Source organism: Marinomonas sp. S3726 (assembly GCF_000967665.1).
Classification (GTDB): Bacteria; Pseudomonadota; Gammaproteobacteria; order Pseudomonadales; family Marinomonadaceae; genus Marinomonas.
Map to the genome: position 1 here is coordinate 47,336 of NZ_JXYC01000010.1, position 11,454 is coordinate 58,789.

Sequence of the window (11,454 nt, forward strand, 5' to 3'; positions counted from 1 at the left end):
GTTATAGCGGCTTGATAAGGATTAATCTATTGCTTCGCCCTCGCGAGCAAAACGAATACGTTCGATTCTTTCCTCTTCTTCTGCGAAAGCCGCTTTAATTTCTTCAAGCACACTGTCAACATCTGCCGCGTCACTAGGGTCTTCAAACAAGCCTGTTAATTGGGTTTCTGGTGTGAGTTTGCCGTCTTCATAGAGTGACCACATTTCTTCTGCATAACGACTATGCTTCAGTTCAGGCGCATACTGGCCGTAATATAGAGCCATATTTTCAACATCGCGCTTTAACATCTCAAAGGCACTGTTGTTGGCTGCAGCATTGACGGCCTGGGGTAAATCAATAATCACAGGGCCATAGCTATCAACCAAAACATTAAACTCTGAAAGGTCTCCATGTATCATGCCTGCACATAACATGAGTTTGACATAATGCATAACCAGTTCATGGTCTTCAATGGCTTGTTCATGGGTGAGAAAAACATCACTCAGCCGTGGCGCTACATCCCCTTCATCATCTGCAACCAACTCCATTAGAAGTACACCATCATAGCAACCGTAAGGCTTAGGTACTCTAACACCTGCCGCTGCTAATTTATAAAGGGCGTCCACTTCGGCGTTTTGCCAAACTTCTTCCTGCTGTGCTCTGCCATACTTTGAGCCTTTCTCCATCGCTCTCGCACGTCGACTATTTCCAACTCGACGCCCTTCTTGATAAAGAACGGCTTTTTTAAAGCTGCGTTTAGCGGCTTCTTTGTAGACTTTGGCACATTGTATTTCGTTATTGGAGCGAACTACATAAACATCGGCTTCTTTGCCGCTCATGAGACGACTAATAACTTCGTCTATCAAGCCATCTTCAACAAGTGGCTGTAATCGTTTTGGTATTTTCATGAGGCCGTTTTACCTTATTTACCGTCTTTTGTGAATACTAATCACAAAAGACGGTAAAGGTTTCCTTTTGATATTCGGTTTTAATGTGATTGAGATTCCTATTTATGACTCTTAATCTGAAAAAGTTTTGAGCCGATTAAAATGGTGCAGGGAACTGACGAAATACAGAATTAATATCCTTTAATACTTCATCGCTAAGGCTTAGCTCAAATGCACTTAAATTCTCTTTTAATTGAGGCATGCTGGTGGCACCAATAATTGTCGATGTCACACCATCGACCTGATTACACCAAGCTAGCGCTAATTGAGCAGGGCTTAATTGATGCTTTTGCGCCACATTAATATATTCAGATACCGCTTGATTGACTAGATCTGTATCTCTAAAGAGTCCATGACGCTGTGTGGCAAAACTCCAGCGAGCACCTTCTGGCCTCGCACCATTAAGATATTTACCTGTTAAAGCCCCTGTTGCTAAAGGAGACCAAGGTAAATATGCCACATCTTGATGGATGCAGTTTTCAATTAGGTAAGGCCAATCCTTCGCATGCAATAGGCTAAACTCATTTTGAATCGAAACTGCTCTTGCTAGATCGTGTTTCTCACTTAAATTGATATATTCATTTATGCCCCAAGGTGTATCGTCTGACAAACCATAATGGCGAATCTTGCCGGCCTTAATACACTCATCAAGGGCTTGTAGAATTTCTAACATTTGGCTTGAATGTTCTGCTCCGTTCACTTCACTAAATGTTACTGTGCCTGGGTGATGCTTAGCAAAATGAGGAGTCGTGCGGTTGGGCCAATGAAGCTGGTATAAATCAATATAATCTGTCTGTAATCGAGCTAGAGAGGCATCGACAGCGGCAAAAATGCCTTCGGCACTAATAGGTGCACCTGAACGAATATAGGGAAGGCCCGGGCCTGCAATTTTAGTCGCTAGAATAAATTCGCCACGACGCTCAGGGTGACGTGATATCCAGTCACCAATAATTTCTTCAGTACGGCCATAGGTTTTTTCTGTTGGGGGAACCGCGTACATTTCGGCGGTATCAATAAAGTTGATTCCCTGTGCTAGCGCGTACTCTATTTGCTCATCGGCATCTGTTTGGACATTTTGTGAGCCCCAAGTCATAGAGCCTAAACATACTCTTGAAACGGATAAATTACTGCTGCCTAGTTTTGAATATTGCATATACCTAGCTTCCTGTTAGTAAGGCTATCTCGAATAAAATTAACTTATTGTTTTATATGATGGGGAGAAAAGTTGAAAAATAAAGGTAAGCAAAAAATCATTGCTTTATCTTTCACTAAATTCCTGTTTTTTACTTTCTTGTCTTAATGCTTGAGGTGTTTTATTAAACCAGCGATTTATCGCACGATAAAATGTAGAAGGCTCAGCAAAGCCCAGTTGTAATGCTATGACTTTAAACGCTAAATCTGTGTGACGAATGAAATGTATTGCTTGCTCTCGTTTATGTTCATCTAATAGGGATTGAAAACTACAACCTTCTTCTTGAAGGCGCCTTTGCAGCGTTCTAGGGCTAATATTTAAATGATCTGCTACCGCTTTTTTGCTCAGGTCTAATCCATTAAATTGACTGAATACCAACTGAGTTTTATCACGCCAGTTTCGATTTTGGTGGCTAGCCAATAACGTTTGAGCATGGGATAAGTGCAGCTGATTTAAACTTGCATCACTATCGATTAACTCTTTATCTAATAATGTTATGGGAAAATAAATACAGGTTTGTTTTTGATTGAACTCAGGTTCGAGTTTAAAGGCATCTTGGTAGGCGCTTATATTAGAAGTGATGTCATGTTCAAACATCACCTTGTTAGGTACTAGGCTGACATCTCCTACTAACCAGCGGGTGAAGGTGAGTAAGAGTGTCAGAGCTGATTCGTGCTGATGGCGGCTAAAAGGTGTTTGCTCTATCTGTGGGGTGAAGACAATACATATTTGATTGCCCTGATAATGCAAAGACAGACTTGCAGCTTCAGTAATAAGAGGTAAAAATTTAATAAAGTGTTGATAGGCTTCTTTTAAATTTGAGCTTGTCATTGCTAGGTAAGCAACCACATGAAAATAGGAGGGTCTAAATGCTTGCCCCATGATTAGCCCAAAATGTTCATGGCCGCTGAGTTGTTCTGCTTGATACCAGATTTTTTGTGTTTGCTGTAGGGATAAGTATTCAGGCTGATTGTTATCTAGATCCAGTGCTATTTGAGCTTTAGATAAGATTACTTCTGTTTCAATGCCAAGGGACTTTGCTGAGGCAAGTATGGCTTTAATCCAATGAATTGAAACGCGTGTTATAGATTTCATGATACTCATAGTTAGCAAAGTTTTGATTAGATTATCTTGCTTTGGCTCGTAAGGTCAATTAGCTGGCTATCTTGGGTGACTGTTTTTCTTGAAGGAGTTGTTATCTTTAATATGACTCGCCTTAACGCTAAGGCAGATATGAAATTAAAATAAAAAGAAGGTGCTTCAAATGTCTAAATCTATGCAAACCTGGCTTGATGAATACGGTGAGAGTCATCAAAATAAATTGAATAAAGCGATTCACTGGTTCTGTGTCCCTCAAATAGTTTGGACGGTAATGGTGTTTATGTACGTCATTCCCATACCTGAGGTAATGGCTTCAGTTTCTCCGTATCTAAATTTTGCTTCTCTTGCCTGTGTACTGACTTTGTTATTTTATTCAAGATTATCTTTATCCTTAACGCTTGGAATGACAGTTTTTTTATTCGCTTGTTACTTTTCCATGCTAGGTTTTGAAGCCTTGTTTCCTGGTTTTCTACTCAGCTTTGCTATTTTATGGTTCGCCTTTCTTTGGCTTTTACAGTTTTATGGACACAAGGTTGAAGGGAAGAAGCCATCATTCTTTAAAGATCTACAGTTTCTTATGATAGGACCTGCTTGGTTGATGAGTTTTATCTACCTTAAAATAGGCCTGAAATACTAGTTGGTGTCTTATTACCTAGCTATAGAAGAGCATTACTTATTTGAAATGCTGTATAAGCACGATTCAAAAACTTTAACTTTAAGAGCATGGCTTAAGGGCCTTGCTTCTTAACTGAAGACCATATTAATAGAGTAACTATTGATATGGTCTTTTGATTGTAAAGTAATAGCTGTTACCCACATGTTGATGTGAGCGTATTTTTTGCGGACCATTTAGTGCTAGTAGTGCTAGCATCTCTAAATTAGATTTTTCCTAATTTAATCAAAAGAGAAGCAATAGTATCTCTTCACAGTTTATCTCACCTTACCTTGTCTGCATCTGTATCAGCTGCATCTTTCTTTTTTTAAATCGCGCTATGCAAAATATTCATCTCAATTATGATTGATTGTTATTTGTAAGTTTATGTTTTTCTTATTTGGTTAAATTTTTAATTTAAATTTTTCTATCAAATGAGATTCAAATTTCAAAATGTGAGAAAAACCAACCTAATTATTGATTTAATTGTTTTATTTTCTATTATGATGAAAAAAAATTTTCTATAATCGTTCGCCACTGTTACTAAGTGTTATGAAATGTACGCTTTGTTGATGTTGTGTTGTTAGAAAATGAATCTCGCTTTAGCAAATTAGAATGGCTGTTTAGCTATTTAAATAGTGATTACTTATTTGTTAAGGAAAATTCATTATATTTTTCTTTATAAGGTTTCTAGATGAAAATTAAAACTCGGTTAATTGCTATCCTTGTTGCCATTATGGTACTCATGTTGATTGCAATTCTTTGTCAAAATATTGCTACGTACAAAAATGAAGAACAAAACGAAAGTAGCCGTACCCGTTATTTATCTTATTTATTAGCTGACGAGTTTAGACAAACATCCTTGGATCTTACTAGATTAAGTCGTACTTATGTGGTTACTGGTGAGCAAAAGTATTGGGATGCCTATTGGGATATTGCGAAGTGGCGAGCAGGCGATAAAGCCAGACCAAATAATGTGAACCCAGCCCTATATCCAGGCCAACGAAAAAAGCAAAGCGATATAATGGAGGAGCTACACTTCTCCAGCGCTGAATTCAGGTTACTGGATCAGGCAACAAAAAACTCTAACCTTTTAATTGCAACAGAAACTCAGGCAATGGAGTCGATTCGTAAAGGTCGCCTTGTTGAGGGCCCTTTTAAACCTTATCCAGGAGAGTCAGTAGAAGCTTTCGCCGCAAGAATTGTATTTGATAATCAATATCATCAGGAAGTGAAAGCTATCTTTAGCCCAGTCGATAAGTTCTTTAAAGCGCTGGATCAAAGAACTGCTACCGACTTAGCTAAATCACAAGGTGCTGCATCGTTGTGGTTAAAAGCGGGTTTTGCTAGTCAAATTATCGTTGCTCTGTTAATTATCAGTTTGATTTTCTTCATCATGCAGGCGTTATTTAAACCTCTTCAATCAGCGATTAATGCCATGTTGAATATTGGAGAAGGAGACGGTGACTTAAGTAAGCGTCTGAATGATCAGGGGACAAATGAATTATCAACGCTAGGGCGCGGATTCAATTTATTTGCCAATCAAATTCAACATGTGGTGATTGAATTGCGCCAAGTGATTGATGATATTTCTTCTTCATCAACTCAATTAAGTGCGACCGCTAACTCTACCGACATCGCTGTAGCTGAGCAAAAAGTAGGGATCGAGCAACTGCTGGTGGCATTAGAGCAGATTCTACCGGCTGTGCAAGAAGTGGCTTCAAATGCGGCTAAAGGTGCAGACTTAGCAAACACCTCGGATCAAGCTGCCAGTAAAGGCTTATTGGTTGTCGATGAAACGATTCAAAACATCCATCTATTACAATCTGATATTGACAGTGCTGCGGGTGTCATTAACAAACTGGCTCAAGACTCAGATGATATAGGATCTGTATTAGATGTTATTCGAGGTATTGCTGATCAGACTAATTTGCTGGCGCTAAATGCAGCGATTGAAGCTGCTCGAGCAGGTGAGCAGGGCCGTGGTTTTGCTGTGGTTGCAGATGAGGTTAGAACCTTGGCTAAGCGAACCCAAGACTCGACATCTGAGATACAGTTGATGATAGAAAAGCTGCAAACAGGTGCTAAAAATGCAGTAGAGCGTATGGATGAAAGTAAATCTCGTGCATTGGCTTGTGTTGGTAATAGCCGTGATTCAGGTGAATCACTGACTGAAATTACGACATCAGTTGCTTCTATTAGTAATATTAACCAGCAAATTGCCGCGGCGACCGAAGAGCAGAATACTGCAATTGAAGAAATACGAAGAACAGTTGAAGTGATTAATGAGCATGTTGAGAAGACGGCAGCAGGCTCAAAAGAAACGGCAAATAGTAGCCAACATACTACTGATTTGAGTTTGAAAATTCAGGCTTTGGTGGGCAAGTTTAAAACAGACTAATTGAGATGAATAAAAAAGCCCGATTGTTTGAGGTAAAACAATCGGGCTTTTTTTAAGCTTTAATCAGCTTGATTAAAGCTTAACGCCTATGTCTGTCGCGAACTCTTCAGGGCTGACAACAATGCCTTCGCCAGCAAGGTTAGGCGCAATACCTAGGTTAAATCCATCTTTTGCCATGCCAGGTAACCATTTATCGACAAAGTCAGTAAACTTAATATGTAAAGCTTGGGACTTTTCATATTCGTTTCCACGCCATTGGTTGGCTAGCTCTTGGTCATGCCATATTGGAAGTACCTTGTCTTTACCAAGATCAACAAGAATACAGCCATCTTCATCATGTAAAACCCAAAGGTCTTTTTGCTGTTTACAGTGGCTCATAATGGCGTCATAACGAGAGTTTGTTTGAAGACGAAAAAAAGTTTCGATTTGTTGGCTGTCAAAGCCCATTGCTATACCTATTAGTTTAAAATTTTCATCATAATATCATATTGGATTAGGACGAAAATCAAAATTTTGAGTTAATTGAAAGAATGATGATTATAGCGGCAGGTGATAATACGCTTTAGCGAAATAAAAAATCCTACCCAATTTTTAAGCGAATAAAGTATCTATTTGATTTAAAAAATGTTGTCGCCTATCTGGGCTAATCCAAGCACCGTTAAAGCTATTCTTGGCTAATTGTTTTAGCTCATCTTTTGTCAGTTGTGTTTGCTCTATCAAGGCTTGATAGTTGTCATTCATATAGCCGCCAAAATAAGCGGGGTCATCAGAATTAACGGTTGCCGCTAGGCCTTGATGTAGCATCTCTTTAATTGGATGCTGGCTCATATCGTTAACAACACAAAGCTTTTGATTTGATAGAGGGCAGACGGTCAAAGTAAGTTGCTCGTGATTAATATGCTGAACTAGCTCGTCATCTTCTAAACAGCGGTTGCCATGATCGATACGATCTACTTTTAAGTCATTCACCGCTTGCCATATATATTTAGGTGGGCCTTCTTCTCCCGCATGAGCAGTCACTTTTAGTCCCAGATTTTTGCAGGCTTTAAAGACTCTTAAAAACTTTTCAGGAGGATGGCCAAGTTCTGAACTATCCAATCCAACGGCATAAATCTTTTCAAGATGAGGAATCGCTTGTTCTAAGGTGCTAAAAGCACTCTCTTCACTTAAATGTCGTAAGAAGGACATGATAAGTTTAAAGCTCATCCCCCAGTTTGTTTCTGCTTCTTTTAAGGCGCGATAAATGCCATTAATTTGGGTAGAGAAGGAGATGCCTCTTTCAAGGTGACCTTGAGGGTCAAAGAATATCTCTACATGAACCACGTTTTGGCTATGAACTTTAGTTAAATAGGCTAAAGTGAGTTCGTAAAAATCTTGTTCAGTGATAAGAACTGACATACCTTGATAATACAGGTCTAAAAATTCTTGTAGATTGCTAAATGAGTAAGCTTGTTTAAGTTGTTCGATTGAGGTGTAAGAGAGGGAGATCTTATTGCGCTGGGCAAATTCAAACATTTGTTCAGCTTCAAATGTACCTTCAATGTGCAAATGAAGCTCGGTTTTTGGCATGCTAAAAGCAAGTTCTAACAAATTAGATTTTTCTATCAAGAGGAGGTCCTATTCTTATTTTGACTCCGCCTTGCTTTCAGTCTTAACGCTTTGTTCCTGCAGCTTAACATCGTCTATTATATCCAATGACTCTAATTCAGTATTCTCTGCCTTGTTCTGCTTATTTTCAAGTTCTGCACGTACTTTTAATATGTGAGAAAGTGTTGAAATGGCAATTTCGCCTGGTTGTTTTGAAATAATTTCAACTTCACCCATAGGGCATTGCATATGAGCAATCTGCTCTTTGTTAAAACCCTTGTCTCTCAATCTATGCTTGAAACGAGCGCTTTTCGTTTTTGAGCCAATGACACCTAAGAAAGCACTATCTTCGCGTTTTAAAATTGCTTCACTTAATTCCAAATCTAACTGGTGATTATGGGTAAGGACAAGATAGTAAGTATTTTCTGGCATATCGGCGATTTCATCGACAGGGTAATCACTGATAATTTGATTTACATGTTGTGGGATATGCTCTGGATATTCATCAGCTCGGCTATCTATCCAGCTAACTTGGCAAGGAATCTGACTTAGGCAATTGATGATAGCTCGTCCTACGTGGCCAGCGCCAAAAATGGCCAAGTGGAATTTAGGCTGGATCACAGTTTCAAATAAGACGGTTACAAAGCCACCGCAGCATTGGCCTAATGTTGCACCAAGAGGAAAGTCTTGGGTGATAATTTGAGCTTGATTTTGTTTCAGTTGCTGGCGAGCACTATCAATAGACTTAAATTCAAGATGACCACCACCAATTGTGCCAAAACTGTGATTGGCTGTAACCAGCATACGCGCACCCACTTCGCGGGGCGTAGAGCCTTTGATTGAAAGAACAGAGACCATAACAAAGTCTATCCCTGACTGCTCCAATCTCGCCGCTTCTTTGATCCAATGAGTATTCATACTTAAGTCTTCTTTATTTGTCGTAAATGAAAAGTGTGCCTAAAAGAGGGTAATAGCCACCCTCTTTTATTATATCAAACTAGCTGCCGCGATATGTGCTGTAGCTATATGGAGAAACTAAAACAGGTACGTGATAGTGGCTAGTTTCATCATTGATACCAAAACGAAGAACAACATCATCTAAAAATAGAGGCTCTTCTTGTTGAACGCCAAGACGACGGTAATAATCGCCAATTGCAAACTCAAGCTCATATTTGCCTTTAGCAAAGTCTGCCTCAGCTAAAATTGGGCTATCGCAACGACCATCACTGTTTGTTGTTGTTTCTGCAATGAGTTCTTTTGTGTCGGTAATCTTAAAGAGTTTAATTGCGACACCGCTTGCTGGAACACCATTGGTTGTATCAAGTACGTGAGTGGTTAAATATCCCATGTTACTTTCCTTTCGTTTTTATTAATTATGAAATTATAGTTTCATATATTAACCTTGGTAAGAAGAATTGGCTAGTATTGCAAACAAAAAAGGGGTACCAAATTGTGATACCCCTTTAAATTCAACAAAATAGGTTAGAAATTAATTAGGCATTTTAGCCTTGATACCTTCTATATACCAGTTTACTTGTGAGAGCTCTTTATCTGTCAGCGTGTGATTGGCTTCAATCACCAGCTTGCCGCTGTTGTCTTTTATCGGACCTGTGAAAGGCTTAAGCTCACCTGAACGAATAGCGTTATAGGTTTCATCTATTTTAGCTCTTACCTCTATTGGGAGGTTTGTATTAATAGAAGAGACATTTAGCATATCGTCTTTAAAACCACCCCAAAAATCCTGTGGCTTGTAAGTACCATCCATGACAGCTTGAGTGGTTTTTAAATAATAAGGAAACCAGTTATCTCTGATAGAGAAAATATGCGCATCAGGTGCGAAATGGCTCATATCGGAAGCTTGACCTATGCCTTTAATGCCTCTTTTTTGGGCAGTAATAAGAGGTGCTGGACTATCTGTGTGCTGCAGCATGATATCAACACCTTGGTCGATGAGTGCATTAGCGGCATCTGTTTCTTTACCTGGATCGTACCAGGTGTTAACCCAAACGATTTTAATATCAATATCTGGGTTGACAGTTTTTGCTCCCATATAGACGGCATTGATATCTCTAAATACTTCTGGAATAGGGAAGGAGGCAATGTAACCAATAGTATTCGTCTTGGTTAGCATGCCTGCAGCAACGCCAGAAACATAACGACCTTCATAGGTTCTGAGAGTGTAAGTTCCCATGTTTTTAGAACGTTTATAGCCTGTGGCATGCTCAAACGTTGTTTTCTTGAAACGCTTAGATACTTTGAGTGTTGGGTTCATAAAGCCAAAGGAGGTAGTGAAAATGAGATCGTTACCGGCTTTTGCGAGTTGCGTGATAACCCTTTGAGCATCGGCGCCTTCAGGTACGTTTTCAACAAAGGTCGTTTCTATCTTGTCACCGAAAAAAGACTGTAGCTCTTCTCGCCCTCGGTTGTGCTCATAGCTCCAGCCATGGTCACCAATTGGGCCAACATAAACAAAGCCAACTTTAAAGGGTTCTTCTGCTTGCGCTATGCTAATGCCAGCAACTAAGCCTAAACCCACTAATAAAGATTTAAATTTCATTTTCACTCCTTCGCCCTCAGGCATACTAAGTTTGAAACATTCATTGGGATACTACAAAGCTTACACATTCCTTAATTGGTTAAGTTGAGCAAATTTTAGGCCATTTGCCTTGGGTCAAAAGGTTTACCAAGAGATCTTGGTGCCAAAAGCTTTTCTTTAAATTTATCTGCACTAATGATGACCATGACTAGCACTGTGGCAACATAAGGCAGCATAGCAAGTAGGTTTGGTGAAATAGACCATCCCATGCCTTGTAAAACTAGATGCATAATGCTGGCTAAGCCAAATAAATAAGCGCCCAACATTATGTTGCCAATACGCCAAGAGGCAAAAACAACTAATGCTAAGGCTATCCAGCCACGGCCTGAAGACATATTTTCAATCCACATGGGTGTATAGACTAGCGACATATAAGCACCCGAAAGGCCCGCCATAGCGCCGCCGAACATAATAGCGCAATATCTTACTCTTAATACTTTTATACCAATTGCATTGGCTGCATGAGGGTTTTCTCCTACCGCTTTTAGCACTAATCCAGTACGAGTTCTATTCGCCACGTAAGCAACTGCCCCAGCCATAGCAAAGGACACATACACAAGCAGATCATGGGTGAAAAGTATTTTGCCCAATAGTGGAATATCAGATAGCAGAGGGATAATAATAGGCTGGAAACCTTGGACTGTTTGTCCGACGACATCAGCTCCAACAAAGGCGCTAAGTCCCGTGCCAAAAATAGTCAGAGCTAGCCCGGTTGCAACTTGGTTTGCTCCAAGGTGTAACACTAAAAAGGCAAAGATTAAGCTCATGATCATGCCCATAAAAATAGCACCAAAAATGCCTAAGCCAGCGGAGCCTGTTGTATAAGCGGCGAGGAAGCCTACAACCGCACCCATCAGCATCATGCCTTCTTGGCCAAGATTTAATACCCCTGACTTTTCACAGATTACTTCACCTAAAGCAATAAAAAGTAAGGGCGTTCCTGTCTTTATGGCTGCAAATAAAATTTGAGTGATAAAATCAATGTCCATAATTATCTC

Annotated in this window: 11 protein-coding genes; 2 read left to right on the forward strand and 9 right to left on the reverse strand. The window is 39.7% G+C overall.

The window, feature by feature from the left end; genetic code table 11:
• Nucleotides 1-21: 21 nt before the first annotated feature.
• The 3 genes from TW85_RS09020 to TW85_RS09030 all read right to left on the reverse strand — a co-directional run bounded on the left by TW85_RS09020 (nt 22) and on the right by TW85_RS09030 (nt 3,214).
• Nucleotides 22-888 (reverse strand): PA4780 family RIO1-like protein kinase, encoded by an 867-nt coding sequence (locus TW85_RS09020; protein WP_046016794.1) that lies wholly within the window; start codon nt 886-888, stop codon nt 22-24.
• A gap of 136 nt (nt 889-1,024) precedes the next feature.
• Nucleotides 1,025-2,080: an aldo/keto reductase gene (locus TW85_RS09025; protein ID WP_046016795.1), complete on the reverse strand. Its 1,056-nt coding sequence runs from the start codon at nt 2,078-2,080 to the stop codon at nt 1,025-1,027.
• A gap of 105 nt (nt 2,081-2,185) precedes the next feature.
• Nucleotides 2,186-3,214, reverse strand: coding sequence for an AraC family transcriptional regulator (locus tag TW85_RS09030; protein ID WP_046016796.1), 1,029 nt, complete (start codon nt 3,212-3,214; stop codon nt 2,186-2,188).
• Nucleotides 3,215-3,383: 169 nt separating this feature from the next.
• Between TW85_RS09030 and TW85_RS09035 the strand changes: the two genes are divergently transcribed.
• Both TW85_RS09035 and TW85_RS09040 read left to right on the forward strand, forming a co-directional pair.
• Nucleotides 3,384-3,857, forward strand: coding sequence for an Mpo1-like protein (locus tag TW85_RS09035; RefSeq protein WP_046016797.1), 474 nt, complete (start codon nt 3,384-3,386; stop codon nt 3,855-3,857).
• A 709-nt stretch (nt 3,858-4,566) separates the two neighbouring features.
• Complete coding sequence (locus TW85_RS09040) at nt 4,567-6,273, forward strand: methyl-accepting chemotaxis protein (RefSeq protein ID WP_046016798.1); 1,707 nt, start codon at nt 4,567-4,569, stop codon at nt 6,271-6,273.
• A 72-nt stretch (nt 6,274-6,345) separates the two neighbouring features.
• Here TW85_RS09040 and TW85_RS09045 read toward each other — a convergent pair whose 3' ends face one another.
• From TW85_RS09045 to TW85_RS09070, 6 genes are all read right to left on the reverse strand, one after another.
• Complete coding sequence (locus TW85_RS09045) at nt 6,346-6,720, reverse strand: DUF2750 domain-containing protein (RefSeq protein WP_046016799.1); 375 nt, start codon at nt 6,718-6,720, stop codon at nt 6,346-6,348.
• Between the two features lie 144 nt (nt 6,721-6,864).
• Entirely contained in the window at nt 6,865-7,881 is a 1,017-nt protein-coding gene (locus TW85_RS09050; RefSeq protein ID WP_157196915.1) for an adenosine deaminase, read from the reverse strand.
• Between the two features lie 15 nt (nt 7,882-7,896).
• Entirely contained in the window at nt 7,897-8,778 is an 882-nt protein-coding gene (gene xdhC / locus TW85_RS09055) for a xanthine dehydrogenase accessory protein XdhC (protein ID WP_046016800.1), read from the reverse strand.
• Nucleotides 8,779-8,857: 79 nt separating this feature from the next.
• On the reverse strand, nt 8,858-9,208 hold the full coding sequence (uraH, locus tag TW85_RS09060) for a hydroxyisourate hydrolase (RefSeq protein WP_046016801.1): 351 nt from the start codon (nt 9,206-9,208) through the stop codon (nt 8,858-8,860).
• Nucleotides 9,209-9,349: 141 nt separating this feature from the next.
• Nucleotides 9,350-10,417: a BMP family ABC transporter substrate-binding protein gene (locus TW85_RS09065; protein WP_046016802.1), complete on the reverse strand. Its 1,068-nt coding sequence runs from the start codon at nt 10,415-10,417 to the stop codon at nt 9,350-9,352.
• A 95-nt stretch (nt 10,418-10,512) separates the two neighbouring features.
• The gene (locus TW85_RS09070; protein WP_046016803.1) at nt 10,513-11,445 is read right to left on the reverse strand and encodes an ABC transporter permease; all 933 of its coding nucleotides are present in this window, start codon (nt 11,443-11,445) and stop codon (nt 10,513-10,515) included.
• Between the last annotated feature and the right edge of the window lie 9 nt (nt 11,446-11,454).

Excerpts from the sequence above, each read along its gene's own strand:
- TW85_RS09020 (WP_046016794.1), bottom strand. The coding sequence starts at position 888 with ATGAAAATACCAAAACGATTACAGCCACTTGTTGAAGATGGCTTGATA.
- TW85_RS09025 (WP_046016795.1), bottom strand. The coding sequence starts at position 2,080 with ATGCAATATTCAAAACTAGGCAGCAGTAATTTATCCGTTTCAAGAGTA.
- TW85_RS09030 (WP_046016796.1), bottom strand. The coding sequence starts at position 3,214 with ATGAAATCTATAACACGCGTTTCAATTCATTGGATTAAAGCCATACTT.
- TW85_RS09035 (WP_046016797.1), top strand. The coding sequence starts at position 3,384 with ATGTCTAAATCTATGCAAACCTGGCTTGATGAATACGGTGAGAGTCAT.
- TW85_RS09040 (WP_046016798.1), top strand. The coding sequence starts at position 4,567 with ATGAAAATTAAAACTCGGTTAATTGCTATCCTTGTTGCCATTATGGTA.
- TW85_RS09045 (WP_046016799.1), bottom strand. The coding sequence starts at position 6,720 with ATGGGCTTTGACAGCCAACAAATCGAAACTTTTTTTCGTCTTCAAACA.
- xdhC (WP_046016800.1), bottom strand. The coding sequence starts at position 8,778 with ATGAATACTCATTGGATCAAAGAAGCGGCGAGATTGGAGCAGTCAGGG.
- uraH (WP_046016801.1), bottom strand. The coding sequence starts at position 9,208 with ATGGGATATTTAACCACTCACGTACTTGATACAACCAATGGTGTTCCA.
- TW85_RS09065 (WP_046016802.1), bottom strand. The coding sequence starts at position 10,417 with ATGAAATTTAAATCTTTATTAGTGGGTTTAGGCTTAGTTGCTGGCATT.
- TW85_RS09070 (WP_046016803.1), bottom strand. The coding sequence starts at position 11,445 with ATGGACATTGATTTTATCACTCAAATTTTATTTGCAGCCATAAAGACA.